The sequence below is a fragment of the Rhizobium sp. RCC_161_2 genome, assembly GCF_041355235.1.
Taxonomy (GTDB): Bacteria; Pseudomonadota; Alphaproteobacteria; order Rhizobiales; family Rhizobiaceae; genus Rhizobium.
The window spans coordinates 249,079-274,727 of sequence record NZ_JBFUPL010000005.1 but is presented as its reverse complement, the minus strand read 5'-3'; the positions used below and the strand labels follow the sequence as shown (position 1 = coordinate 274,727).

At 61.4% G+C, this 25,649-nt stretch carries 27 protein-coding genes; 11 read left to right on the top strand and 16 right to left on the bottom strand.

Annotation, left to right across the window (positions count from 1 at the left end):
* The first annotated feature begins 50 nt into the window (after window positions 1-50).
* Window positions 51-848 (top strand): NAD(P)H-dependent oxidoreductase, encoded by a 798-nt coding sequence (locus tag AB6803_RS15820; protein ID WP_371109766.1) that lies wholly within the window; start codon window positions 51-53, stop codon window positions 846-848.
* Window positions 849-882: 34 nt separating this feature from the next.
* Here the strand turns inward: AB6803_RS15820 and AB6803_RS15815 are convergent, their stop codons facing one another.
* A complete protein-coding gene (locus tag AB6803_RS15815) occupies window positions 883-1,314 on the bottom strand; it encodes a winged helix-turn-helix transcriptional regulator (protein WP_371109765.1) in 432 nt (143 codons plus the stop codon).
* Between the two features lie 90 nt (window positions 1,315-1,404).
* Here AB6803_RS15815 and AB6803_RS15810 point away from each other — a divergent pair, with 90 nt between their 5' ends.
* On the top strand, window positions 1,405-2,220 hold the full coding sequence (locus AB6803_RS15810) for an oxidoreductase (protein ID WP_371109764.1): 816 nt from the start codon (window positions 1,405-1,407) through the stop codon (window positions 2,218-2,220).
* Between the two features lie 39 nt (window positions 2,221-2,259).
* A complete protein-coding gene (locus AB6803_RS15805) occupies window positions 2,260-3,261 on the top strand; it encodes an NADP-dependent oxidoreductase (protein ID WP_371109763.1) in 1,002 nt (333 codons plus the stop codon).
* A gap of 68 nt (window positions 3,262-3,329) precedes the next feature.
* On the opposite strand, the gene mug is transcribed toward AB6803_RS15805, so the two are convergent.
* The 3 genes from mug to AB6803_RS15790 form a co-directional block, all read right to left on the bottom strand.
* On the bottom strand, window positions 3,330-3,884 hold the full coding sequence (gene mug, locus AB6803_RS15800) for a G/U mismatch-specific DNA glycosylase (RefSeq protein WP_371109957.1): 555 nt from the start codon (window positions 3,882-3,884) through the stop codon (window positions 3,330-3,332).
* Window positions 3,885-3,963: 79 nt separating this feature from the next.
* A complete protein-coding gene (locus AB6803_RS15795) occupies window positions 3,964-4,335 on the bottom strand; it encodes a YciI family protein (RefSeq protein ID WP_371109762.1) in 372 nt (123 codons plus the stop codon).
* A gap of 105 nt (window positions 4,336-4,440) precedes the next feature.
* Window positions 4,441-5,295 (bottom strand): alpha/beta fold hydrolase, encoded by an 855-nt coding sequence (locus tag AB6803_RS15790; RefSeq protein ID WP_371109761.1) that lies wholly within the window; start codon window positions 5,293-5,295, stop codon window positions 4,441-4,443.
* A gap of 171 nt (window positions 5,296-5,466) precedes the next feature.
* Here AB6803_RS15790 and AB6803_RS15785 point away from each other — a divergent pair, with 171 nt between their 5' ends.
* Together AB6803_RS15785 and AB6803_RS15780 are read left to right on the top strand one after the other, a co-directional pair.
* Complete coding sequence (locus AB6803_RS15785; RefSeq protein ID WP_371109760.1) at window positions 5,467-6,246, top strand: class I SAM-dependent methyltransferase; 780 nt, start codon at window positions 5,467-5,469, stop codon at window positions 6,244-6,246.
* Between the two features lie 185 nt (window positions 6,247-6,431).
* Entirely contained in the window at window positions 6,432-6,872 is a 441-nt protein-coding gene (locus AB6803_RS15780) for a hypothetical protein (RefSeq protein ID WP_371109759.1), read from the top strand.
* Between the two features lie 214 nt (window positions 6,873-7,086).
* Here the strand turns inward: AB6803_RS15780 and AB6803_RS15775 are convergent, their stop codons facing one another.
* Window positions 7,087-7,983 carry a LysR family transcriptional regulator gene (locus AB6803_RS15775; RefSeq protein ID WP_371109758.1) on the bottom strand — a complete coding sequence of 299 codons (897 nt, stop codon included), beginning with the start codon at window positions 7,981-7,983 and terminating at the stop codon, window positions 7,087-7,089.
* 268 nt (window positions 7,984-8,251) lie between these two features.
* On the opposite strand from AB6803_RS15775, the gene AB6803_RS15770 reads away from it, so the two are divergent.
* Both AB6803_RS15770 and AB6803_RS15765 read left to right on the top strand, forming a co-directional pair.
* Window positions 8,252-8,986 (top strand): SDR family NAD(P)-dependent oxidoreductase, encoded by a 735-nt coding sequence (locus AB6803_RS15770; protein WP_371109757.1) that lies wholly within the window; start codon window positions 8,252-8,254, stop codon window positions 8,984-8,986.
* Between the two features lie 89 nt (window positions 8,987-9,075).
* Complete coding sequence (locus AB6803_RS15765) at window positions 9,076-9,675, top strand: NADPH-dependent F420 reductase (RefSeq protein ID WP_371109756.1); 600 nt, start codon at window positions 9,076-9,078, stop codon at window positions 9,673-9,675.
* Window positions 9,676-10,393: 718 nt separating this feature from the next.
* On the opposite strand, the gene AB6803_RS15760 is transcribed toward AB6803_RS15765, so the two are convergent.
* On the bottom strand, window positions 10,394-10,951 hold the full coding sequence (locus AB6803_RS15760; protein ID WP_371109956.1) for a dihydrofolate reductase family protein: 558 nt from the start codon (window positions 10,949-10,951) through the stop codon (window positions 10,394-10,396).
* Window positions 10,952-11,701: 750 nt separating this feature from the next.
* On the bottom strand, window positions 11,702-12,598 hold the full coding sequence (locus AB6803_RS15755; RefSeq protein ID WP_371109755.1) for an NAD(P)/FAD-dependent oxidoreductase: 897 nt from the start codon (window positions 12,596-12,598) through the stop codon (window positions 11,702-11,704).
* Here AB6803_RS15755 and AB6803_RS15750 point away from each other — a divergent pair.
* Window positions 12,597-12,785, top strand: coding sequence for a hypothetical protein (locus AB6803_RS15750; protein WP_371109754.1), 189 nt, complete (start codon window positions 12,597-12,599; stop codon window positions 12,783-12,785). The two genes, AB6803_RS15755 and AB6803_RS15750, sit on opposite strands and share 2 nt — an antisense overlap.
* A gap of 102 nt (window positions 12,786-12,887) precedes the next feature.
* Window positions 12,888-13,535 (top strand): TetR/AcrR family transcriptional regulator, encoded by a 648-nt coding sequence (locus tag AB6803_RS15745; protein ID WP_371109753.1) that lies wholly within the window; start codon window positions 12,888-12,890, stop codon window positions 13,533-13,535.
* An 82-nt stretch (window positions 13,536-13,617) separates the two neighbouring features.
* Here AB6803_RS15745 and guaA read toward each other — a convergent pair whose 3' ends face one another.
* The 3 genes from guaA to AB6803_RS15730 all read right to left on the bottom strand — a co-directional run bounded on the left by guaA (window position 13,618) and on the right by AB6803_RS15730 (window position 16,371).
* Entirely contained in the window at window positions 13,618-15,180 is a 1,563-nt protein-coding gene (gene guaA / locus AB6803_RS15740) for a glutamine-hydrolyzing GMP synthase (RefSeq protein WP_371109752.1), read from the bottom strand.
* A 103-nt stretch (window positions 15,181-15,283) separates the two neighbouring features.
* The gene (locus AB6803_RS15735) at window positions 15,284-15,925 is read right to left on the bottom strand and encodes a 5'-methylthioadenosine/S-adenosylhomocysteine nucleosidase (protein ID WP_371109751.1); all 642 of its coding nucleotides are present in this window, start codon (window positions 15,923-15,925) and stop codon (window positions 15,284-15,286) included.
* Entirely contained in the window at window positions 15,922-16,371 is a 450-nt protein-coding gene (locus tag AB6803_RS15730) for a PaaI family thioesterase (protein WP_007694473.1), read from the bottom strand. Before AB6803_RS15730 ends, AB6803_RS15735 begins: the two co-directional genes overlap by 4 nt.
* A gap of 160 nt (window positions 16,372-16,531) precedes the next feature.
* Here AB6803_RS15730 and AB6803_RS15725 point away from each other — a divergent pair, with 160 nt between their 5' ends.
* Entirely contained in the window at window positions 16,532-17,608 is a 1,077-nt protein-coding gene (locus tag AB6803_RS15725) for a DUF2252 family protein (RefSeq protein ID WP_371109750.1), read from the top strand.
* 41 nt (window positions 17,609-17,649) lie between these two features.
* Here the strand turns inward: AB6803_RS15725 and AB6803_RS15720 are convergent, their stop codons facing one another.
* The 4 genes from AB6803_RS15720 to AB6803_RS15705 are packed head-to-tail and all read right to left on the bottom strand — an operon-like array spanning window position 17,650 to window position 22,744.
* Window positions 17,650-18,735, bottom strand: coding sequence for a DUF1513 domain-containing protein (locus tag AB6803_RS15720; RefSeq protein WP_371109749.1), 1,086 nt, complete (start codon window positions 18,733-18,735; stop codon window positions 17,650-17,652).
* 5 nt (window positions 18,736-18,740) lie between these two features.
* Window positions 18,741-19,862 carry an imelysin family protein gene (locus AB6803_RS15715; protein ID WP_371109748.1) on the bottom strand — a complete coding sequence of 374 codons (1,122 nt, stop codon included), beginning with the start codon at window positions 19,860-19,862 and terminating at the stop codon, window positions 18,741-18,743.
* Entirely contained in the window at window positions 19,862-21,421 is a 1,560-nt protein-coding gene (locus AB6803_RS15710) for a di-heme oxidoredictase family protein (RefSeq protein WP_371109747.1), read from the bottom strand. The genes AB6803_RS15715 and AB6803_RS15710 overlap by 1 nt, the downstream gene beginning before the upstream one ends.
* 45 nt (window positions 21,422-21,466) lie before the next feature.
* Window positions 21,467-22,744, bottom strand: coding sequence for an imelysin family protein (locus AB6803_RS15705; RefSeq protein ID WP_371109746.1), 1,278 nt, complete (start codon window positions 22,742-22,744; stop codon window positions 21,467-21,469).
* A gap of 217 nt (window positions 22,745-22,961) precedes the next feature.
* On the opposite strand from AB6803_RS15705, the gene AB6803_RS15700 reads away from it, so the two are divergent.
* Window positions 22,962-23,465, top strand: coding sequence for an HPP family protein (locus AB6803_RS15700; RefSeq protein ID WP_371109745.1), 504 nt, complete (start codon window positions 22,962-22,964; stop codon window positions 23,463-23,465).
* Window positions 23,466-23,471: 6 nt separating this feature from the next.
* Here AB6803_RS15700 and AB6803_RS15695 read toward each other — a convergent pair whose 3' ends face one another.
* Together AB6803_RS15695 and AB6803_RS15690 are read right to left on the bottom strand one after the other, a co-directional pair.
* Window positions 23,472-24,761, bottom strand: a complete 1,290-nt coding sequence (locus AB6803_RS15695; protein WP_371109744.1) for an RsmB/NOP family class I SAM-dependent RNA methyltransferase — start codon at window positions 24,759-24,761, stop codon at window positions 23,472-23,474.
* 218 nt (window positions 24,762-24,979) lie between these two features.
* Complete coding sequence (locus tag AB6803_RS15690) at window positions 24,980-25,348, bottom strand: septal ring lytic transglycosylase RlpA family protein (RefSeq protein ID WP_371109743.1); 369 nt, start codon at window positions 25,346-25,348, stop codon at window positions 24,980-24,982.
* Between the last annotated feature and the right edge of the window lie 301 nt (window positions 25,349-25,649).

Genomic DNA, 25,649 nt, shown 5'->3' with positions numbered 1-25,649 from the left:
GCACTGACTACTTTGTGGGTCAATCTTCCATCACTCAAGGACCGCTGCCCATGAAAGTTCTGCTTGTCTTTGCCCATCCCGAACCTCGCTCGCTCAACGGTGCGCTACGCGACATCGCCATCAAGGAGCTGGAAGCTCAGGGCCATGAGGTGCGGGTGTCGGACCTCTATGCCAACGGCTGGAAATCCGAGATCGACCGCGCCGACTTCCCCTCATTGGCGCCGGATGCACGCCTTATACCGGTCGCGGCGTCCAAGAATGCCTTCGACGCCGATACGTTGACCGACGATGTCAAAGCCGAGATCGAGAAGCTTCTGTGGGCGGATACCCTGATCCTGCAATTCCCTCTCTGGTGGTTCTCCATGCCGGCCATCCTGAAGGGCTGGGTCGAGCGGGTCTTTGCCTACGGCTTCGCCTATGGCGTCGGCGAACACAGTGATAAGCGCTGGGGAGACCGCTACGGTGAAGGAACGCTGGCAGGCAAGCGCGCCATGCTGATCGTCACCGCCGGCGGCTGGGAGGCGCATTACTCGCCGCGCGGGGTCAATGGACCGATCGACGACCTGCTTTTCCCGATCAATCACGGCATCCTCTATTATCCCGGCTATGATGTGCTGCCGCCCTTCGTGACCTACAGCGTCGATCGTCTCGATGAAGCCGGCTTCGGGTCCGTTGCCGAGGGCCTGCGTGAGCGGATGCGGACGCTCGGCTCCACGCCGCCCATCCCCTATCGGCAACAGAATGGCGGCGATTATCTGATCCCGAGCATGCAGCTCCGTCCGGAGCTGGGTGAGGCCACCGCGACCGGCTTTGCTCTGCATTTGAAGTATGAGACGACGGCTGATTAGCCCGACGGCCGCTCTTTCGTCGGGTTGGTGCGGTTCACTCGGGCATGACGATACGGATCGGGCGGGTTCCGATCGGAGCGCCGGTCGCGCGATCGATGGTGACAGGATCGATCTCGTCTCCGGTCTCGGCATCGAAGAACCGGGTAACACCGTCTGCGTTGCGGTGTTTTCGCCCCCAGGCGCCGATCGCGAACAAGACCGGCAGGAAATCCCGGCCCGCTTCGGTCAGCACGTATTCATCGCGCGGCGGGCGCTCCGAGTAGCGCCGCTTTTCCAGCAATCCATCTTCGGTCAGTGCCGCAAGCCGACGGGTGAGGATCGTCGGAGCGATGCTGAGGCTCTTGCGGAATTCATCGAAGCGGGTGAGCCCGGTATGGGCATCCCGCAGGATCAGCATGCTCCATGCATCCCCCACCAGAGCGAGGCTGCGGGCGATCAGGCAAGGTTGGTCCGAAAGATTCTGCATGTTAGTATCTTTTTGATAGTGACTTAGTTTCGAAATGATAGTAACTTAGTTTTCATCGATGTTCCATGACAAAAATGAAAGCTGAGACAAATGAGCAATAAAGAACGCGGCGTCGCCCTGGTCACGGGCGCTTCCTCCGGCATCGGGCTGGCAACGGCGCGAGCGCTGCGGCGCAATGGCTACCGGGTGTTCGGAACCAGCCGCAAGCCGATGGCCGATACCTCGGATGGCGTGATAATGCTGGTCTGCGACGTCACCGACGACAGGTCCGTGCAGAACGTGGTTGACGATGTCGTGAGCCGCGCGGGACGGATCGATCTTCTCGTCAATAATGCCGGGATCGGGCTGCTCGGAGGTGCCGAGGAGTCCTCTGCCGCACAGGCAAAGGCCTTGTTCGACGTCAATGTCTTCGGCGTCGTGCGCCTAACGAATGCGATCCTGCCTGTCATGAGACGCCAGCGGAGGGGCAGAATCATCAATCTGAGCTCCATTCTCGGGCTCATCCCGGCCCCGTTCAACGCCCTCTACGCATCGACCAAGCACGCGATCGAAGGCTATTCGGAATCGCTTGACCACGAAGTGAGGACGCAAGGCATCCGTGTCGTGCTGGTGGAGCCCGGCGTCACCCGCACGGCTTTCGAGGAAAATCTGACGCGCGCGGATCAGCCGCTTGCCATTTACGATACCGTTCGTGCCGACGCCGAGACACTGATGCGTGAGATCGTCGAGACGGGGGATGCGCCCGAGATCGTCGCCGACATGGTGGTCAAGGCGGTCAATGCGACGGTGCCGAAAAGACGGTACACTGCAGGAAAGGCGGCAGGCCAGATCCGCTTCATCCGCCGCTTCCTGCCGGAGTCGTTTGTCGACAAAAATCTCCGGAAATTCAATAGGCTTCCCGCCTGAGCCACCAGCGCCGTAATCTCAGGAAAGAGAGTTGTTATCATGAAGGCATTTCTGATCGATCGCTATGCGAAGGGCGCCGCTCTGCGCTTCGGTGAAGCACCTGAGCCGGTGTTGCGGGAGAACGACGTCCTGATCCAGATCCATGCGACAAGCGTAAACCCGCTGGATGCCAAGATCAGGGACGGCGAGTTCAAGCTTATCCTGCCATATCGCCTGCCGCTGATCCTCGGCAATGATGCGGCGGGCGTCGTGGTCCGGGTCGGGTCCAAGGTCCGGCGCTTTAAGCCGGGCGACGAAGTCTATGCGCGTCCGGCCAAGGACCGCATCGGTACCTTCGCGGAGTTCATCGCCATGAACGAGGCCGATGTGGCGGCAAAGCCGAAGACCCTGACGATGGAAGAGGCGGCATCGATGCCGCTCGTTGCGCTGACCGCCTGGCAGGCGCTTGTCGAGCGGGCAAAGCTTAAGAAGGGGCAGAAGGTCCTGATCCATGCCGGTTCGGGCGGCGTCGGGGCGATCGCCATCCAGCTCGCCAAGCATATCGGTGCGACCGTGGCGACAACAACGAGTACGGCCAATGTCGATCTGGTCAGGAGCCTCGGAGCGGATGTCGTCGTCGACTACAAGAAGGACGATTTCGAAAACGTGCTGCAGGGATATGATGTTGTCCTGAACAGTCTCGGCAAGGATACGCTGGAGAAATCACTCCGTGTTTTGAAGCCGGGCGGAAAGCTCATCTCGATCTCCGGCCCGCCGGATCCGGAGTTTGCCAGGGAAAACGGTTCCGGCTGGTTGCTTCAACAGGTCATGCGCCTGCTGAGCTTCGGTATCCGCCGGAAATCGAAACGTCATGGCGTCAGCTATTCGTTTCTCTTCATGAAGCCGAGTGGCGAACAGCTCGGGCAGATCGCCGCGCTGATCGAGGCAGGGGTCTTACGACCTGTCATCGATCGGGTGTTTCCGTTCGAGAAGACCAATGAGGCGCTAGCTTATGTCGAGACCGGTCGCGCCAAGGGCAAGGTCGTGATCGCCGTGAAGTGAGGCGCGCTGGAACTGTCAGCCCCGCGACCCGGCGCCGCGGGGCAGTTCCTTACGCTCTTCATTCCCGGCTACTCAATAGGGACGGCCGCCCGATCGACCGTCAACTTCATCTCGCGATAATGTTCCGTCAATCTCGTGAGATCAAAGGCCCTGTTGAGTCCGCTCGGATTTGGGAGCACCCAGACCGAAGCGCCGGCAAATTCATCCGGCTGCCTGCCCCATTCGACATGTGCTTGAAGGCTGATCGCCGCATAGGCTGCTTTGCCTAGAAACGCCAGATTGCCGGGTGCGAGCCTTCTGATCTTGTCTTCCAGTACAGGAGAAGCGGTGATGTAATCGCGCTTCGTAAGCTCGCTGGCGCTTTTCGTGGGGCGCGAGACCGCCGATGTCAGGCCCAGGCCATATCTCAGCATCTCGCGTTCCTCCTCCGCCCGCAGCAGGCGAGGCGTAAATCCGGCGAGATGCAGGACACGCCAGAAGCGGTTGCTTCGGTTCGAGAAGTTGTGGCCATCACGATGGGCTGTGAGAGCAGGGTTCAAGCCGCAGAAGACCACAGAAAGGCGCGGCGCAAGAATCTCCGCCAGCCCGCTCGCCTGCGTTGCGATTTCGGCTCGGGCATCCATCTCGGCGGCTATGGTATTCTCCTGCATATCAAACGTCCCTGCGGAGGCAAGGGCGCCTTCCGTGATCTTCGGCGCCAGATTATTGACGCAAATCAGCCATCTCGTATAGCGGCCGGATTTCGATTTCGCTCGGTCCTGGCATGGGATTGGGGCAGCGCTTTACCCAGGCGACTGCCTCGTCCATGTCCTTGACCTCCCAGAGCCAGAAGCCGGCGACCAGCTCGCGGGTCTCTGTGAAAGGTCCGTCGATGACCGTACGACCCGGACCATCGAAGGCGATACGCTTGCCCTGCGACGAGGGCTTGAGGCCGTCGGCGGTAACCAGAATGCCGGCATCGCGAAGCTCGTCGTTAAATCTGCCCATCGCCGCCATCATCTCCATAGTCTCGGGCGTGGCGAAAAACCCCTTTTCGCTGTCGTCGGTAGCCTTCACCAAAACCATAACACGCATCGTCCGTCTCCTTGTTTGAACCGGCCTCGTCGGCCTGATATCGAAACGACGAATGGCGTTTTCGAAAACCGACAGTGTCTCGCGAATTTTTTGCGATCTCGGCCGCTATCGACGCTGTGCACCGGTGTGAGCATCGATGGCCGCAATGATTTCATTCCAATCCCCGGGATGAATTTCATGGCCGCCGCTCTCGAGACGAAGAAGCTTTGCGCCTTCGATGGCTTCCGCCAGCAATTCGCCATGCTCGACCGGGAAGATCGGGTCTGCCGTACCGTGGATGATGAGAAGAGGCGCGGCCAACTCGCTGAGCTTGTTCTTCCACGCTTCCCCACCCTTCAGCATGAAGTGATTGGTCGCACTGACGAAGTTTTTTGCGCGCTTGACGTCGCGCTCGACAAGATTGCGGGCACCTGCCTCATCATAGGGGTGTGCCGTGCCGGCAATCATCCGCGTATCCTTGACGATAAAGTCGATGACCTGAGCGTTATCAGTCCAATCGATGCTCTCGCCCGCCGCCGCGTGTTCCATGTAGGTATCGCTGGTCCGCGGCAGGGCGGAGGTGTCGATACCGATCGGCGTGGTGGAGATCAATGTAAGTGTTATCACCCTTGCTGGATGAGCAAGCGCCGCGATCTGAGCGATCATCCCGCCCAGCGACATGCCGATCAGATGAACGGTGTCGATGCCGTAAGCGTCGAGCACGCGCATTGCGTCCTCGGCCATGTCGTCCATCGTATAGGGAGAGCTGCCCGGCTCGTAGAAGGTCGAAAGCCCGGTGTCGCGATTGTCATAGCGGATGACATAGCGGCCCTGGGCGGCGAGCCGCCGGCAAAACGCCTCCGGCCACCACAGCATTGAAGCCATGGCACCCATGATCAGCAGAGTAGGCTGATGGCTCGGGTCGCCAAAAGCCTGCGTGGCAATCTCCGCGCCGTCAGCCATGATGATGCGTTCACTCATTTCGGTCGCTCCTCCTCTTGCAGAATATCCGATTGCATTTAGCAATCGGTTTTGTTATCCCATAACCGATCTCGTTATGCAACCGGTTTCCCAAGGGGGTCGATAGGAACGATAATCGTTGAGGTTGCCCCATCAACCAAATGACCAAGACAGAACCAAGTGAGGGTGGAGATGTTGAATCGCGCTGACTTCTATGATGCGGAATTAAAGCGGCACAACGGGCATTTGCGCGCCGCCGCCAGCGTTGGAATACGCGACCGCGTGCTCGATATCGGTTGCGGCGCGGGACAGTCGACGCGTGAGGCCGCCCGTGTCGCGGTGGAAGGCAGCGCGATCGGTGTCGATACGTCCTCGGAGATGCTCGAGGTTGCGCGACGACGTGCCGAGGAAGCGGGCTTGAGAAATATTGCGTTTGAAGAGGGTGACGCCCAGCATCACGCATTTCCCGCTGCCGGCTTCGACCTATGCATCAGCCGGTTCGGCGTGATGTTCTTTGCCGATCCGGCGGCGGCGTTTGCCAATATCGCCCGCGCGCTGCGTCCGGGCGCGCGCCTTGCCTGGATGGTGTGGCAGAGCCAGGAGCGCAACGCGTGGTCTGGTGCCCTTCGGCGAGCCCTGGCACCGGAAACCGCAGTTTCCGCAAATGCCCTCACGCCGTTCTCACTCGGCGATCCCGCCATCGCCACAGAACTTCTGAGCACGGCCGGCTTTGTTTCGATCGATTTTATCGACGTACGGGAACCGGTCTTCTATGGCCCCGACGTCGATGCGGCGTTTGATGCGCTCATCAATCTCTATCTTGTGAAGGATGCGCTTTCGCGAACCGAGGAAGCGCCCGACAAGGCATTGCAGCGGCTGCGCGCTCTACTGGAGGCGCATATGACCACGGAGGGTGTACTCTTTGACTCGCGCGCATGGATTATCACCGCTCGGAGGCGACAGGGTGGTTGACATTGAATGCTCGGATGAGCCAGCCTCCCGTTCCCACGCGATTACTTGGATGTGCTCTAACGCTTTGTTATTATCCTGCTTTGGAACCAATGACGCGCGAAACTGTTCATCTATAACTTTGATACGACGCTGACGTCGTGCCCGGCCGGCTGGTTATAAGCGGCGCTCTAGAGGATTAGCTCATCATGAATATTTCGTCCGGATTTCGTTCAGTCGCGGTTGCCGCCATCGCTGCCGCGGGAATTGGCTTTGCCAGTGCCGCGCATGCCGAAAGCGGTACGATCCGTTTTGCCGTCTACAAGGCGGCCTTCTTCGTCGGCGGCTCCGGAGGCGAGGGCACGTTGACCTTCCATGGTCGCAAATATCCGGTCTCGATCGGCGGTATCTCGGGCGGCCTCGCCTTCGGGGCCTCCAAGACCTATTTCCAAGGCACCGTGCGCCACATTCGCCGTGCCCAGGATGTGTCGGGGATCTATGGTGCAGCGGGTGGCGGCGGCGCAGTCGGCAAAGGGGCTCAGATGATCGTCATGACCAATGACAAGGGCGCCCAGCTCGAACTCACAGGCAGGCAGGTTGGCCTGCAGGTCAACGCCGATATCAGCGGTTTGAGCATCACGGTGAAGTAAGGGCGCCACGCCTTTCGTCATGCCCCGGATGCGTCCGGTTTGCTGAATTAAGCGATTGGACACGTCCGGGAAAGGTACCCAGAGTACCTTTGCGCCGGTTACGATACGGCGCAACATTCGCAGGCAACATTCGCGGATTGAACGCCGCCGCTTCAGCGAGCGCAGTTCGCTTGCGACTGGACTACGGCAGGCGTCGCCGGCGACCTGCCGGGCGTCAGTCGCGCGATATGGACAGCCCTGCGAGAAGCGGAGCGTAGGCGGCGAGCCTGCGGGATACGAACTCCGTGAAGAGCTGCACGCGCTTCGTCTTTCGTGTCTCTCCCTGTGTGAGAAGCCAGAGCGTTCCGTACATGTGCAGGTCGGTGGCCGGCACCCTCACCAGTAGCGGGTCGGCATCTCCGACGAAGCACGGCAGTGTCGTGATGCCGAGCCCTTGCCGTACAGCAACGATCTGCGCCTCTCCGTCCGTGGTCCTGAACGGAGCCCCCGTGGTGCGAACCTCACCCTCGTGGACCCAGTCCGGAATTCCATGAATGCTGATGACGATCCACCGAATGGGATCAGGCGCGCCCGCCCGCCAAGCGGCTAGTCGATCGCGAGATATGTAAACGCCGCCGAACAACTCCGGTCCCTTCAGGCCGTGAAGATTGAGCGGCAGGGTTTTGCGGTCGTAGACGACGCGGATCGCCACGTCGGCCTCTCGGTTGGTCAGATTTGCCAGCTCGCCGGACGATAAGATTTCCATCTCGATGTCCGGATGCAGACGCGCGAAATCGGCGAAGTCCGGCATGAGCAGGTGTGTCGCCAGCGTCGGAGCCAACGTCACCCGCAGAAGCCCGCGCACGCTCTGGTCGCGACCGAAGACGCGCGTCTCCAGCTGGTGCGATGACGCTTCCATCTGGTTCGCGAGCTCGAGGACCTCCTCGCCCGCCGCCGTCAGGCGGTAGCCCGAAGGTAGCTTTTCGAACATCTGCGCCCCGAGGCGTTCCTCGAGCTGAGCGATGCGTCGCAGCACGGTCGAGTGGTTCACTCCGAGACGCTGCGCGGCAGCTCGTACTGAGCCTCCACGCGCGACGGCGAGAAAATAGCGAATGTCATCCCAGTCGATCATGGTGCAATCCGGCACCACGCGGTGCGCCTTCCAAAGCCCGTATCCAACGCATCGTACAGCAGTACGGACGGTCATCATAGCTTATGCCGGCGAGCGCGGCTCAATTCCGAATGGCGGACACCGATCGCCGCGGCTGGCACCAGTCGTCCAACCGGATCGATTTTGCACCACCGATGTGCGTGCTTCCGCACTCAACAACTGACGCCGGCGGACCCATTTCGAGGTCCTCGGAGGCAGATGTTGTCCCGACACCACGAAAGGAGAAATCATGGGAAAGCTTGAAGGTAAGGTTGCAGTCATCACGGGTGGATCGAGCGGCATGGCGCTGGCGAGCGCCAAGCGGTTCGTTGAAGAAGGCGCCTACGTTTTCATCACGGGCCGGAAACAGGAGACGCTGGACGAGGCCGTCAAGCTGATCGGTCGGAACGTGACCGGCGTGCGGGGCGACGCGGCCAATCTCGACGACCTCGACCGCCTGTTCGACACGGTCAAGCGGGAAAAGGGCAAGATCGACATCCTGTACGCGAGTGCCGGCATGGGCGAAGCCGTCCCGCTGGGCGAGATTACCGAGCAGCATTTCGATGCGGCCTTCGGCCTGAATGCGCGTGGCACCCTGTTTACGGTTCAGAAGGCGTTGCCGCTGTTCAACGACGGCGGATCGATTTTCATGACCGGGTCGGTTGCTTCGATCAAAGGTTTTCCGGGTTACAGCGTGTATGCGGCGAGCAAGGCGACGTTGCACGCATTCGCACGCGGGTGGCTCAACGAACTGAAGGGCAGGAATATCCGGGTGAACGTGCTGCACCCGGGGCCGATCGCCACGCCGATGCAGGACCAAGTCCTCACCGAGGAGGCGAAGCAGATGTTCGAAGCTCTGATCCCGCGGGGAAAGATGGGTCGTCCTGAGGAAATTGCGGCGGTCGCGCTGTTTCTTGCTTCAGACGATTCGAGCTTCGTGAATGGGGTGGAGTTGTCTGTCGACGGCGGCTTCTCGGCCATCTGAATTCGCGCCGGAGCGCCACACAACGAAACGGATAACCCGGCGCTGTTGAAGGTCGGGGAATCAATATCAACACGGATTGGAGAAGTATTATGAGCTATGCGATTGTAGGATTCGGGAGGATAGGCCAGGCCCTTGCCCACGCCTTCGCACGTAACAACATCGACGTGACCGTCGCCAGCCGGCGGCCGGCCGAGGCGTTGGCGCCGCAGGCTCGGGCGATTGGACCCACCGTCGTCGCCAAGTCGCTGCGGGATGCACTCGAGGCTGACACGATCATCTTGGCGGTCCCGTTCGGGGAGCATCGAGAGGTTGCGAAGGCCCTGCCGAGCTGGAAAGGCAAGACGGTCATCGACGCGATGAACGCGTTTCCAGTCCCTGAAGAGCTGGACGGCCTCCCGTCCTCCGCCTTCGTTGCGAAGTCGTTCACCGGCGCCAAGCTCGTGAAAGGTTTCAATCACCTGATTGCTGCCACCCTGGCTACAGATCCGATCGTCGAGGGTGGCCACCGGGTCGTCTTTCTGTCGAGCGACGACGAGGACGCGATCGCTCCCGTGGCCGCCTTGGCCAAACAACTCGGGTTCGCACCCGTCAAGCTGGGAAAGTTCGACGAGGGTGGCGCGCTGGTGCACGCACGCGGCCGCACTTGGGGCCAGCTCATCTTCCAGGATTTGTTCAAGAAGGAGCAGTAATCGATCGACGACCGTGTGATCGACGCCGAGAACCGGTCGCGCGCTAACGTCTTCGAGCAGCGCGCGACCGAATATTTGAAGGCCATGAAGTCGCGAAGGTTGGGGTGGGGCTGATGGCGTATAGGCGCCGTTCGAAGAGCGGGAGACGCGCGACAGAGCGGCAGATCTGCGGGTCGCAGAATCTTTCGACTGCTATCGATGGCCTAGGATTCGCTCGAGTCTCCTCTGCTATCCGATACTACTCCGCGGTACTCCCCTTCACTCCCACTCGATTGCTCTAAATCTAGTTATATAATTGATATATATAGATTTTTTGCTCATCCACTTTGGGCAACTCAGGTGGGTTTCACAGCGAACGAAGAAAGTACCGTCACCAACTTTCATAGCACAGCGCGCGCCACAACGCGACCCGCTGCGGCAGCGTCATCCAAGCGCCATCCCTCTCCGTTTGTAGGTGAACTGGATATCGCTGGCAGTGTGCAGATAGCCGAAAGCCGTCAAGGCTGGGCCATACTCGCCGACCGCTGATGGCCAGAGTTTCATCCACGCGCAGCCAACAGATCGTCCACCCGGGTCACGCATGCTCGCTGACGGCGTACCGGAACGATGCTCGGTTATCGGAGCGAAGGACCGGGTATCTCCGGGGACGACCCGCATCATCCCCGGGGAGCGCCTTGATGCTGGCGACCACAAACAAGTGACGGCTGGGTCGGCAGGCTCAGCGGCGGACGCGGTAGCGGATGTGCGTGGCCTCGGGTGTATCGATCACCCGAACGATCTCCAAATCGACGCGCGATGGTAAGACTTCGAACATTCGGCGGCCACATCCGAACAAGACTGGAACCTGGTGTATTTGCAGTTCGTCGAGCACGCCAGCTTCCAGCGCCCGTTGCGCCGTATACGCGCCAAGCACCAACACGTCCCGGTCCCCGGCGGCAGTCTTCGCCTGCGCCATTGCGCTCACGATCCCGTCGCTCACGTATTTGACCAACGGATAATTCGCGACGGATGGCCCGGGCGGCCTGTGACTGGGTACGAAGATCGCGACACCGTGATTGTCACCGCCCCAGTGATCGACCTGCTCCACGGTTCGCCGACCCGCCAGAATAGCACCTGGCGCGTTCCATTCATCCCACAATTGTCCGACCGGTCCGGTCGGTCGGGAAAAATCCCCGTACCACTCGTGCAACCGCATAAAGTTGTCGCCGCCGGGATTGCCCACTTCATCGTTGGGCCCCGCGATATACCCGTCCAATGACATGGACATGAAGAGCACTGACGCAGACACTTTTATCTCCTGTGGTTTTTTCCAAACTGGGGCGGTGGGAATTCGCTCTGCGGGCAGTCTTGATGTTCCCAAGGACGATCGAGCGACGCTGACGCCGACATCCCGAATACTTATTTTGGGTATTGCCCTATCTCACAAAGGGTCGGACCATGCTCGAGCCGACTGGTTTGGTCCGGCCCCATATCCAGCGAACCCTATTCCATCATACAATGGGACCAGACAGCTAGGATATAGGCGGGTCGTCTAAGGCGCCTAAACTGCGACAGAGAGCTTGTGTCGGTTGCCGCCGCACTCACGAATTGCACCGAAGCGGTGACCTCGGCTGGATGATTAGCTGGCCACGGGTGGAGTCTCGGTTTGGCTAGGCATGGCCGTTTTATTGGCTACATGCAGCAGTGCAAACTGGACACTCCCGGCAGCATAACTGGACACCTCAAGACCCACCCGCTCCGAGGGCGCGACAGCACGGTTCAAAGTGCAATGTCGCGTCCTCAATTGCTGAACTTCTTCCCGGGGAGCGGGCCGGGGGAGGTTAAATAGCCTGTGGAAACTCTGTGGGTCTTTTGGGACCCTTTGCGGACCGGCCTAAGCCTAGGAATCGTTTTCCTCAACTGCCCCTTCGAGACGGTTGACCGGCCAAAGACGTGCCTCAGGGAGAGGGGCCAGCGTTCCGTGACGCCGGCCCGCAACCTTCGGAATATGATAGCCCGCGGCAACCGGTGAAGGGAATCTGCGCTCTCAAACCAGCATCGACTGCTGGGCGAAGATACCCGCCATCGCGCCGTGCGACGATGCCAGGGTGACCGATGGCGGCGTGATGGGGTTGGCGAGGTCGCCGGCGGCGTAGATGCCGGGCATGCTGGTTTCGCGGCGCTCGTCGACCTTGAGGATGATGCCGAGAGGTGTTTTGACCGTGGCGAGCCCCAGTGATTCATGCAGGCTTGCGGACGGCTTGTTGCGCGGATGCGCGAACAGGATGTCGACCGCGACATCGGGGCCGGTATCGAGCTTGACGGTGGCGTTATGGGCCCCGCGTCGGGCGATCCCAGTGATCCGGCCATCCACGACAGGGACGTTGCGGCGAGCCAGATCGGCCCGGATATCGGGCGGAATATCGTGACCATCGGCGAAGACCGTCAATCTGTCGGTCCAATCGTGGAACAGCCTGACCTGATTCATCGACTGCGGGCCGGACCAGACGAGACCCCAATGCTGGCCGGCGACTTCAAAGCCGTCACAATAGGGGCAGGGCACAATGGATGTGCCCCAGCTTTCGGCGAACCCCGGAACATTGGGCATCTGGTCGACAACGCCATAGCTCAGGATCAGGCGGCGCGCGCCAAGGCTTTCGCCATCGCCAGTGAGGACGGAGAAATTGTCGATGGCGCCGGAGATGCTGTCGGCCCGGGCATTGACCAGCCTGATCGTGGGATAGCGCGCCAGCTGCTGCCGCGCCTCGGCCAGGATGTCCAGCGGTGGCTTGTGATCGTGGCCGAGCAGACCATGCGAGTGGCCGGCGAAGCGGTTGCGCGGCAGGCCGGTATCGAGAACGGTGACCTTGCGGCGGGCACGGCCGAGCTGCAGGGCGGCGGCGAGGCCGGCAAAGCTGCCGCCGATGATGATGACGTCATCCATGGTGATGGGCTCCGTGTTGAGGATGGAGGGGAGTGGGTTTGGTCTGGCGCGAAATAGCGTCCAGCGATACGCGCCCGAGACGGGCAGCGAGCAGGGCTCCGGCATCGCCGAGACTGTCGCCGATCACTGTATTTACCGGCCGGACGATGCCGCATTCGATATCGCCGAGCGGCCTCGGGAAACTTGATTTGGAGGACATTGTTAAAACCCACCCATTGGCTTGCACATTTTGGATACTATATGGTATCGTAATCCAAGAATTGGGATACTGTCAAGGACTGTAATTATCGTGACCCAAAACAGCCAGGCCCGGCGCGGCCGCCCCGCCAACGAGGCGCTTAGCCAAACGATAGTCGACGCCGCATGCGAACTCTTTGTGGAATTGGGTTTTCAGGCGACGACATTGGACAAGGTCGCCCAGCGAGCGAGGATATCCAAGCTCAGCATCTATCGGCACTTCGCGAACAAGGAGGCGCTGTTCAGCGCAGCCATCGCAGCCCACTGCCAACAGTTTGCACCACAGGCTCTTATTGAAAGCGTCGGCGGTTCGGCAGAACATCAACTCATGGCGGTTGGAACATACCTGCTTCGCACGCTGTTGAGCCCGGACGTCCGCAGTGTCGAAGCCATGATCATGGCCGACAAAACGAATCAAAATTCATTAAGCAAGCTCCATTATGAAGCAGGCCCTGCTTATGTCATCGCTCAAATCGAGGCCCTATTGCGTCAGTTGCACGCGAAGGCGGCTCTGAACGTGCCCGATCCTCTCCGGTCGGCCCGCTTGTTTGCCGCGCTTATCAAAGGATCCGATCTCCTGATTATCGCACGCTTCGATCAGGCGAGAGCAGAGGACGACAACGAAATCGAATCCTATTGCCGGTCGGCTGTCGCCATGTTCATCGCTGCGCACGGTGGCAACGACCAGGCTGGCGGATAGCCCCAGCAACTCTCTCGGCAACAGCACGAAGTTCATTTTCGTATTCGACGAGGATCTTCTGCACCCAGCGCAAAATTGAACTTCACTCCCACTCGATCGTGCCCGGCGGCTTCGATGTCACGTCATAAACGACGCGGTTGATGCCGCGGACTTCGTTGATGATGCGGGTCGCGGCGCGGCCGAGGAATTCCATGTCGTAGTGGTAGAAGTCGGCGGTCATGCCGTCGACGGAGGTGACGGCGCGCAGCGCACAGACGAACTCATAGGTGCGGCCGTCGCCCATGACGCCGACGGTCTGGACCGGAAGCAGCACGGCGAAGGCCTGCCAGATGGCGTCGTAGAGGCCGGCCTTGCGAATTTCGTCGAGATAGATGGCGTCGGCCTCGCGCAGGATCTCCAGCTTTTCGCGGGTGATGCCGCCCGGGCAGCGGATGGCAAGGCCCGGACCCGGGAAGGGATGGCGGCCGATGAAGCTGTCGGGCAGGCCGAGCTCCTTGCCGAGCGCGCGCACTTCATCCTTGAAAAGTTCGCGCAACGGCTCGACGAGCTGCATCTTCATGCGCTCCGGCAGGCCGCCGACATTGTGGTGCGACTTGATCGTGACCGATGGGCCGCCAGTGAAGGAGACACTTTCGATGACGTCGGGATAGAGCGTGCCCTGGCCGAGGAAATCGGCGCCGCCGAGCTTCTTGGCTTCCTCTTCGAAGGTTTCGATGAAGAGACGGCCGATGATCTTGCGCTTGGTCTCTGGGTCGCTGACGCCCTCCAGCTCGCCGATGAAGCGCTCGGAGGCATCGACATGCAGCAGATGCAGATTGTAATGCTCGCGGAACATGGCGACGACGTTGGCCGCCTCGTCCTTGCGCATCAACCCGTGGTCGACGAGGATACAGGTCAGCTGGTCGCCGACCGCCTCGTGGATCAGCAGTGCCGCGACGGAGGAATCGACGCCGCCGGAGAGCGCGCAGATGACGCGCTTATCGCCGATCTGGTCGCGGATCGCCTGCACCGCCTTGGCGCGATAGGCCGACATCGACCAGTCGCCCTTGATCCCTGCGATATTGTGGATGAAGTTGCCGATCAGCTTGGCGCCGTCGGGCGTATGCACGACTTCCGGATGGAACTGTACGCCGTAGTACTTGCGCTTCTCGTCGGCGATGAAGGCATAGGGTGCGTTCGAGGAGGTGGCGACGACTTCGAAGCCTTCCGGCAGCGCGGTAACGCGGTCGCCATGGCTCATCCACACCTGATGGCGCGAACCGGAGGACCACAGACCCTCGAACAGCGCGCAATCCTCGTTGACGTCGAGGAAGGCGCGACCGAATTCGCGGTGATGGCCGCTTTCGACCTTGCCGCCGAGCTGCATGCACATGGTCTGCTGGCCGTAGCAGATACCGAACACCGGCACGCCGCTGTCGAAAATGATTTGAGGCGCGCGGGGCGATCCTTCGTCCACGGTCGAGGCCGGGCTGCCGGAGAGGATCACGGCCTTTGGCTGCAGCCGCTTGAAGCCGGCGTCAGCGGACTGGAAGGGGACGATCTCGCAATAGACGCCCGCTTCGCGCACGCGCCGTGCGATGAGCTGCGTCACCTGGCTGCCAAAATCGACGATAAGAACGGTATCGGGCTGTGCTGTCTGGGTCATGGCGAGCCTTTAATGAAAAGTGCTTTCGCTGGCAATCGGGCAAATCGCGGCGGAGCCGAATTTATTGTCCCGATTGTCCTAACTTCTAGCGGTTTCCGGTCCTTTAGAACCAGAATACGCCGTCTTCAAGGGCGGTGAACAGCCCGTCGACGGCATTGGAAAGCTTGCGGTCGATGATATGCAGATATTCCGTCCAGTCGGAAATATGCTGCAGATCGACCTTTCCGTCGGAAATGCCGCGCAGCCCGATCAGCGGCCGGCCAAAGGCCTGGCAGGCCCGCAGCACCGCATAGGTCTCCATCTCCACCATGTCGGCGGCGATCCGGCCATAGGCCTCCGCGCCGGAAATGATGTTGCCGCCGGTCGAAAGACTGGCCTCCGGAACGCCGGGAATGCGCAGCGGCAGTTCGATGGTGGCGGGCAGGTCGAGGAAGGGTGTGCGGCCCTTCTCGAAACCGAGCGGCGAGGCATCCATGTCGCGATAGGAAACGGAGGTGGCCTGATAGACTTCCGTCTGCTCCAGCCCGGCGGAACCGGCCGATCCCAGCGACACCACGAGGTCGGGGAGGTCGTTCTGCGCTTCGAGCTGCGAAAGCGTGCGTGTCAGCACAACCGCTGCCTCGACCGGGCCGACGCCGGTGATCAGCGGCTCGAAGCGGGATCGCAGGAAGGGGCCATATTCGGCTTCGGCCGCCATCACGAACAGGATCGATTTTCCCGATACGCGCTTCAGTTCGAATGTCATCCGGTAATTCCCTCTCGGCCCCGTATGACCATCATTGTCCCGGTCATCGAGGCAATCAGCTTGGCGGGTCCATCGCCGATGGCGTAGCCGCGCCCGTCGGCGACGATGATGGTATTGCCCGGCTTGGTGACCTCGCCACGGAAGAGAAAGCGCTCCCCGCGCCCGGGCGACATCAGGTTGACCTTAAATTCGATGGTGAGGATCGAGGCCGTGGGGTCGATGAGGCTATAGGCTGCGAAACCGCAGGCCGAATCCAGCGCCGCTGAGATAATGCCGGCATGCAGGATACCGTGCTGCTGCGTCAGCTTGACGTCGAATGGCAGCTCGATCTCGACCATGCCATGCTCGACGCGCGTCAACTCGGCGCCGATGGTCGCCATCGCCGCCTGCCGCTCGAAACTCGTTCTGATGCGCGCGCGATAGTCGCCGCTGTTTTCCCCGGTCATGCTGTTCCCTTTCGCAGGTGCGAAATTGGCATGGCAAGACCGTTTGGACAAGGGTCATGCAATGGAAATCGATATCGGGGAAGTGATGCGTCTGCGACATTGTTTTTCCATGATGTTCGGTTTTCGGTATGGTCATCAAGAGATTCGAGATGGAGCTGAAATGGCGACGATCCTGCAATCGACCAAAGCCTACGAAAGCTGGATGCGCGCGCAGCTCGGTGACGATCTGGTGGAGGCCGATCTCGCCAAGAAGTACAAAAAGATGAAAAGCGGCGGTTTCGTCTTCCTGCGCGCCACCTATTGGCGCTGGGCCGAGACCATCTTCGACATCTGCCCCGACCTTGCGGATGCCCCGCAGTTGCTGGCGATCGGCGACACGCATCTGGAGAATTTCGGCACCTGGCGCGACGAGGAGGGGCGGCTGGTCTGGGGCCTCAACGATTTCGACGATGCCGCCACCATGCCCTATGCGCTCGATCTGGTGCGCCTGGCGGCAAGCGCTATCCTGGCGCGGGGCGATGCCGGCCCGACGCCGCGTGCTATCGCCGATGCCATATTGGGCGGCTATCGGCGCGGCATGCAGAAGCCCTCGGCGGTCATCCTCGAGCGCGATTATAAATGGTTGCGCAACGAGGTGATCCTGTCGAACGCAGAGCGCAAGGCGTTCTGGGATAAGTTTCGCGACCTGCCGCCGGCGACGAAACCAGTGCGCGAGCCCTATCTCGACGCATTGCGTCGGTCATTGCCGGACCCGACACTGACCTTCGTCCCCAAGCCGCGTACTGCCGGCACCGGCAGCCTCGGCCGCCCGCGTTTCGTCGCCGATGTCGAATGGCGCGGTGGGCCAGTGCTGCGCGAGGTCAAGGCGCTGGCCCAGTCCGCCTGGTCGCTCTGCCACAATCCGTCGGATACGGCGATCCATACCGGCGTCATCGCCGCCGGCCGGACGCGTGCTCCCGATCCGCGCTATCAGGTAACCGGCAAGCTGTTGGTTCGCCGGCTGTCGCCGAACAGCCGCAAGATCGAAGTCTTGGGCGATGCGCAGATCCTGCTGTCGCCCGATATGCTCGCCCTGATGGGTTTCGAAATCGCCAATTGCCATGCTGGTGACGCCTCGCGCATTCCGCCGGTTCTGGCCGATCTCGACAAGCGCGGTGGCGATTGGCTGAGGGCATCCGCCAAGGCGGCGGCAACGGCGATCAGCGTGGAGCAGGCGGAGTTTGCCAAGCGGTGGTGAGGTGAAGTCTCGGCCGCGAGTTTGCGGAGAGTGAACATGCCTCAGCCACGCCCGATCCGCACAATATGCTGATCCCAGGCCACATCGCTGTGTTGCCCCAGAAACTCGCCGCGATAGGACGACACCGCAAACCCATGCTCTGCCGGCGCAATCCCCGCCGCATCCGCTACGCTCTCGACCTTCAGCACCGCCCCGGTCTTCGCATCCAGCGTCACGGATGTGCCCTCGACGGGCGACGTCACGCCAACGAGGTTGTCGGCTCGATTGACGGCGATGGCGCCGACATAGTTGCCGAGTGCGCGGGTGGTGTCGTCCGGCAGGGGGACGAAGGTCAGATCCTCGCCCTTGGCGAAATGGCCGATGAGTGGCGGCAGGTCGTTGCGGCGGCCCTCATACTGGCAGGCGAACCAGATGCGGCCTGTGGCGTCGATATCGACGTGCCGGGTGGAGACCTGGGCGTATTGCGGCGGCAGGGCGTGCTTTTCGATCAGCCGGCCGCTTGCCGCGTCGATCAGCGTCAGCGACGGCTCCATGTGGTCGAGATTGAGTTTGGTGCGGCCGAAATCCGGATGCGTCTCGATGCCGCCATTGGCGACGATCAAAAGCTTGCCATCGTCGGACACCGTCATGTCGTGCGGGCCGGTGCCGTAGGTCTCGTATTCGCCGATGCGGTTAAAGCGGTTGCGGGCATCGTAGATGCCGATCATGCCCCTATTGGCGTCGAAATCATTCTCGCTGGCATAGAGCAGCTTGCCGTCCGGCGAAAACGTGCCGTGGCCGTAGAAGTGCCGGCCCTCGCGCGCGGTGATGACGATAGGCTCGCCCTTATTCCAGGGATCGAAGATCATCGCATAGGTGCCGGGCCGGCGGGCGAAGGCAACTGTCTTGCCGGTCGCCTTCGAAAAGGCCATGCCGTGGGCACGGGCAGGCAGCGCCACCTGGTCGATGATCTCGCCGCGCTCGGTGACAGTCGCCACGGCAAAGGAGCCATCAGCGGCGCGCATGCCGGAGGCATAGACCGCGTCGGCCCGCTCCAGCGCCATCAGGGCGCCGGGCTTCAAGGCCGCCAGGAAGGTCAGCCCTGCGGCCCTGACGAAGGTCCTGCGGTCGATCAGCGCGCTTCGCATCGCCGTCAGTCCCCGTCGGCGAAGGAGAAGCCGGCGGAAAGGCCGATCGCGCCGCCGTAATTGTCGCTGAAGCCAGTCGTCAGGTCGCGGGTCTCGGCAAGCAGCGTGTCGATCTTGGCGCGGTCGGCGTCGCTTGCGATCGCCGCGTCGATATCGGGATTGATCGTCGGCGCGGTGGCGATCAGTCTGTCGAGCAGTGCATCGATCTTGACGGCCATGTCGCGCTTGCCGGCGGGCAGGAGATCGGCCATCCCGGCCTTTTCCCAGAGCGTCTTCAGCCCTTCGAGATTGGCTGTGAGCGAGGTCCAGGTGTTGCCGGAGCGCCAGTAGATCGCCATCTTCGGCCGTGCCGCTGCCGGATCGCCCTTGTAAAAGGTTTCCAGCCGCTGGTCGCGCACGTTGCCGGCACCATGAACGAGGATGCCGAGCAGCGCCGTCACCGCCTCCTTGTTGTCCATGAATTCTTCGCTGTCCTTGCCGGGGTTCTTCCAGGACTTCTGCACGCCGTTCGGATCGTCCCATTCGTCGGCGATGTCCTTGGCGGTATTCTCGATATTGCCGGCGATGGCGGCGCCATAGCGGCAACGGAAGCCCTGCTTCTCGGAGCTGAGAACGCTCGAGCCGTTGCCGTAGAGCACATATTCCAGCGCCGTCATGCTCATCAGCGCCACGCTCTTGCCGGCGACGGCCTCGACGGTGGTGTCGTGCTCGTCGGCCTTGGCGATCAGCGCCTGTACCTGCTTCAAACCAACGCCCTTGCGGTCAGGGTAGAAGAGGATGTGCTCGAAGCGGTTCTTCTCGATGATCGGCCCCGTCTGCACGATCTCGATACGCGACCAGCTCTTCACCGTATCGCCAAAAGCGGACTGTGCGGCGGAAAGGCTTGCGGCGGAGGGATCGGCGCAAAGCGCCTTCATTGCGGTCGTCAGCTTCGAGGCGCTGTCATGCACGGCACGGTAGCCGGGGCGGATGACGTCGTCGATCGCCTTCTGCATGACCGCCGGTACGGCCGCCTCGTTCAGCCCGGCGCCGTTGGTCGTTGCCTCCTGGGCGCCGGCAGGCAGCGCCGTGAGGCTAAGAAGGAGGCTTGCGACAAGCGGCTTGGCAAGGGATGTCCACGGGCGCATCAGAGAGACTCCAGAAAGTTGATGAGGGCTTGCCTGTCGTCCGGCGGCAGGTTTGCGAAGGTATTGCGGGCTTTCTCCGCCTCTCCCCCATGCCAGAGGATGGCTTCTGTCAATGTTCGGGCGCGGCCGTCATGCAGGTAGGCTTGCCGGCCGCTCACCGTCTGCGTCAGGCCTATACCCCAGAGTGGCGGCGTGCGCCAATCGCGGCCGGATGCCACACCCACTGGCTGGCCGTCCGAGAGGCCGTCGCCCATGTCGTGCAGCAGGAAATCGGAATAGGGCCAGATCAGCTGGAAGGCCTGAACCTTGTCCTTGCCGTCGCTGCCCTTGAGATCGTCGCGCGTGACGAATTTCGGCGTATGGCAGGCGGGACAGCCGGATTGATAGAACATGTCCTTGCCGCGCAGCACATCGGGAAAGCTCGCCTTGCGCCGGGCGGGCACGGCGAGGTTTTCCGAGTAGAAGGTGACGAGATCGAGGATCGGCCCCGGCGCTTCCGTAGCGCCGAGGCGCTTCTGCACGCCGGTCGGCATGGAGAGGCATTTCGGCTGCTTGACCGTGCAATCGCCATAGGGATCCGGCCGGTCGGGGGTGGAAATGCCGATATCGGCGGAGAAGGCGCTCGCGACCTGATTGCGCACGCTCGCATTCTGCGCTTTCCAGCCGAAGCGGCCGAGCGCAATTTCGCCGGTGCGGTGATCGCGGACGATGGCGGCGCGGCCGCGAATGCCGTCGCTGTCCCGGTCGTCCGGATCGGCATGAGCGAGAATATCGGCTTCCGGAATGGCTTCGATGAGACCAAGGCCGATCATCGGCGGCGCGATGCGCGCCGAGAGCGTCGTCGTCTCGCCGAGCGGGCCATAGGCAAGGTCGGCCACGGCATAATGCGGCTTGCGCAGCGTGACGGTCTCGCCGCCCGAAAGCATCACCGTTTCCTCGGAATAGCTGACGGCCACCTTGCCCTCGGCGGCAAGGCCGGGCACGGCGAGATCCTGCAATTGCGCGCCATAGGTGGCGTCGGGAAAGTTGATCGCCTTGAAATCCCGAAGCGCCTGTTCCTCCTGCGGCGTGACCGCCGGCCGTGCCAGGCGCAGCACCATCGATGTGGCGGCGGCTCCCGCCGTCTCCGGCGGATGGCCGCGACCGTCGCGGATATGGCAGCTCTGGCAGGAGCGGGCGTTGAACAGCGGGCCAAGCCCATCCGAGGCTTGCGTGGAGGAGGGGGCGGAAACCCAGAGCTTGCGGAAAAGCGCATTGCCGAGATGGAAATTCTCTTCGCGCTCGAGGCCGAGATTGGCCGAGGGCTGCGAGAAGATATCGCGGCTGACAGGGGCGACCGTCGTGGTCGCGCCGCTCTCCATCGCCTCATAGGGCTCGGCTTTGGAGAAATCCGCGGTCGGCCGGGTGATGTCCTGCACCCGTTTTAGCTGTTCGGGCGAAAGATCGGTGCGGACGGACGGGAAATTCAGGATCTCCGCCGCGGCCAGGGTGATGGAAAAAACCAAAAAACCCGCGACGAAGGCGGGCAGGAGGGCGCGGCGAGCCGGAATGCGGGTCATATGTGTCGGAGCGGCAGCGCTTTAGACGCTGCCGCTCTCCCTTACTTACTTCTTGAAGACAGCGTTAGGATTATCCAGGCTGTCCGAGCCTTCAAGCTTGATCGTGCCGAGATCGAGTGCGGCGACGACGCGCTGGATGCTTTTCGTCTGGTCGAGCAGGCCGTCGATCGCCTTCTGGACGGTGGCGTTGCCGACCGTGTTGCCTTCGCCGATCATCTGGTCGTACTTCTCGACCGTTTCGCCGCGATGAACCATCGCCTTCATGGCATCGAGCGTGGCGTTGAGCTTGGTTTCGACTTCCTTGTCGAGCGCCTTGTCCTTGGCGGCGACCAGGTCGTGCAGCGACGGACCCTTCAGCTTCTTGCCGTCGATGCGCGTATAGTTGCCGTTATAGGCGGCAGCGATACCGATGGCGTCGTTGTTGTGCGAGTTGTAGGTGTTATCCGAGAAGCAATCATGCTCTTCTTCCGGATCGTGCAACAGCAGGCCGAGCTTCATGCGCTCGCCGGCAAGTTCGCCGTAGGAGAGCGAGCCCATGCCGGTCAGGATGGCGGCAAGGCCAGCCTTCGGATCGGCTTCGACATGCTTGGTGGCTTCGCCATCCGGCGTCCACTTTTCGGTCATTTCCTGCAGGTCGGAGACAAGCAGGGTCGAGGCAGACTTCAGATATTCGGCGCGGCGATCGCAATTGCCGTGCGTGCAATTCTTCAGGTCGTAGTCGGTGGCGGGACGTTCGCCGGCGCCGGGACCGGTGCCGTGCAGGTCCTGACCCCAGAGCAGGAATTCGATGGCGTGATAGCCGGTCGCGACATTGGCTTCGACGCCGCCGGCCTGATGCAGCGTGCCCGAGAGGAATTCCGGCGTCAGATGCGAAGCGTCGACATCCTTGCCGTTGATCTTGATCGTCTTGTTGGCGATGACATTGGCGACATAGAGCGAATTCTCGTCGCTCTCGGTGCCGTAGGAGGCGTCGACATAATCAATCAGGCCTTCGTCCAGCGGCCAGGAGTTCACCTTGCCTTCCCAGTCGTCGACGATCGGATTGCCGAAGCGATAGACTTCCGACTGCTGGTAGGGAACGCGCGCCTTGATCCAGGCGGCCTGGGCAGCCTTCAGCGTCTTGTCGCTGGGATTGGCAAGCAGCGCGTCGATGGCCTTGTCCAGCGCCTTCGCCGTGATCAGCGAATCCTCATACTTCGCATGCGCGACTTCGGCATAGTGCTTGATGATGGCGGCCGGCTCGGGAGCCTTGGCGAACGCTGGAACGGCTGATGTAGCAACGGCCAGCGCCAAAGCGGCGGCTAAATTGATTTTCAATTTCATGTTCCCTCTCCTATGACGGCTGGGGCACCGTCAAAAACTTGGCGATTGGTGTCATGTATTAAAATTAAACTGGTGTCAAACGCTCTAGTTTGTGACGATTTTCGAAGATAGGAAATTACCGACTTAGGTCCCGGCAGCGGAATAGATTTGCTTGAAAAAGCGGCAGATACAGTTCAAAAAATAGGCAAGTTGAGTCCAATCGAGTCTTCAAGCCCCCATGCATCGCCATTTCAAGCATTTCATCCATCGCCACGAGCCGGAAGGCCATTGGCACGGACATCTGAAATCCGGCCTCGGCGCGGTGACGGGCATGGTCGCGGTTGGCGGTCTGACGATCGCAACCGGCATTCCGCTACTGATTGCCCCCTTCGGCGCGACGGCCGTGCTGATCTTCGGCCAGCCGAAGAGCCCGCTGGCGCAGCCGGCCAATGTCCTTGGCGGCTATCTGCTGGCGGCGCTGGTCGGCAGTCTTGCGATGGCACTGTTTCCGGGTCTCTGGTGGGCGGCGGCCATCGCGGTCGGCCTTGCCATCGCCGGCATGCTGATGCTGCGGGTGACGCATCCGCCGGCGGGCGCGGTGCCACTGGTGGCACTCGGCTCGCATCTGTCCGCTTGGACGCTGTTTACGGTGGTCGGTCTCGGCGGTCTGCTCTTGATCGCCATTGCCGTGCTGCATCATCTCATCCCGCCGAAGCAGCAATATCCGCTGCGGGCGGAATAAACGCCCTTACTGCTTGCGCTGCAGGCGACAGAAGAAGAAGCCATCGGTATCGGTCGATGCCGGCGTCAGCGTGATGGTCTTGCCATCCGACGAACGCGGCTTCGGCGCTTCGTTGCCGAACAGCTTTTCCCAGGAACTCAGTGCCTCGACCACCTCGAACTCCGGATTGTTGGCGGCGAAGCGGTTGACCTGCGTCTCGTTTTCGTCCGGCAGGACCGAGCAGGTGACATAGAGCAACGCGCCGCCGGGGCGAACGAATTCGCCGGCCTGGGCCAGCGCTTCCTGCTGCTGGCTGATCCGTTCGTCGAGGTTCTTCTGCGTCAGCCGCCATTTCGTATCGGGACGGCGGCGCCAGGTGCCGGTGCCGGTGCAGGGCGCGTCGACCAGCACCTTGTCGAATTTGCCGCGCAGGGCAAGCAGGGCGTTGCGCTCGTCGTGAACCTGGACATTGCGGGTGCCGGCGCGCTTCAATCGCTCGATGATCGGCGCCAGCCGCCGACGATCGGTATCATAGGCGTGGACCTGGCCCTTGTTGTGCATCGCCGCCGACATGGCGAGCGTCTTGCCGCCGCCGCCGGCGCAATAATCGAGCACCTGGTCGCCCTCCTGCGGCAGGACGAGATCGGCAACAATCTGCGAGCCCTCGTCCTGAACCTCGAACCAGCCTTTCTGGAAGGAAAGCTCGGCGGTGACGTTCGGCAGGCGCGATGCGCCTTCGCCGGCGGGAATACGGATGCCGTTGCGGGCGATCTTCGAGGCTTGAGCTCCGGCGCGTTCCAGCGCCTTGACCGCCTTGTCGCGGCTGGCCTTCAGCGCGTTGGCGCGCAGGTCGAGCGTCGGCCGCTCGGCAAGCGCCTGTGCCTCGGCCAGCCAGCTATCGCCGAAAGCCTGCTGGAGGGAGGGCTCGACCCATTCGGGGATATCGCCCTGGACATGGCGGGGAGCATCCTCGAGCTTGCGGGCGGCAAAGGCGGCCAGCGCCTCGGCGCTCGGTGCTTCCGGCGCGAACTTGTCGCCATCGAGTTCGGCGGCCAGCGCTTCGGGCGTCAGGCCCCATTGGCGAAAGAGGACGGCATGGGCGAGCGCGGAGGGGCTGTCGTCGCCCATCAGCCAGGCATGCGAGAGCCGCATGCGCAGGGCGTCATAGACGATGTTACCGATCGCGGCGCGGTCGCCGGAGCCGGCGAAGCGATGGGCAAGCCCCCAATCCTTCAGGGCGTCGGCCACCGGTCGCTTGCGCGTTTCGATATCGGCAAGAACTTCGATGGCACCCTGCAGCCGGCCGCCCAAACGCATTCACTACTCTCCTGCTTGGCGCATGGCCCCGAAATCAGGATCGATTGTCGGAAGGGATCATGCGCACATCATGATGTCGCTGACACCTCATCAATCCGCACGAAGATATAGCACATGGCGGCGGATTATTGAGACGTCTCAACCGCGTGGTAGCCGCGATTGACGGAGAGAGCAAGCATTACGCCAAAACGCCGGATCGTTACCGGCGAATTTGCGGATTACCTGGAAGCGACGATTTCGTAGCAGACCTTGGCCGTGCCGGAGGAAACCATTCCGATATCCTGTGCGGCTGCACGGGAAAGATCGAGTACCCGGCCCCGAATGAAAGGTCCGCGATCGTTGATGCGAACGACGACGCTGCGGCCGTTATTGCGGTTGGTGACCTTCAGGCGTGTGCCGAAGGCAAGCGAGCGATGAGCGGCAGTAAGACGTGCGGAACTCATGCGTTCCCCAGAAGCAGTCTTGGTGGTTCCGCCGTACCATGATGCGCCCCCGCATCCCGTTGCTGCAAATGCGTCCGTAGAAAGAAAAGCAAAAGAGGCGGATATAGTCGCGGCGATCGCAATAGCACGATTGATTTTCTTCAAACCGATTTTTCCCTCAAGCAATTGAACTTGCGCCCTGCAGGCGGTGCGGGCTTAAATCGGGCCAAAAATGGCGAAAAAGTGCCTCTTGCGATCACGGAATGTTACGGACTGTAATATTCGTGATTTCGAGCAATCAATATGACACGGCGTCTGAAAAGCCGCTTCTTGGAAAAAACCTAATGGAATCAGTTAAAAACTGAATAAATTTTCTCGAACCTCCGGCGCGATGCGAAGGATCACAAAACTCGGAAAAATAATTTTCCGACTTTGCCATAATCGCTGCCCCATTTGTGCAATTTTA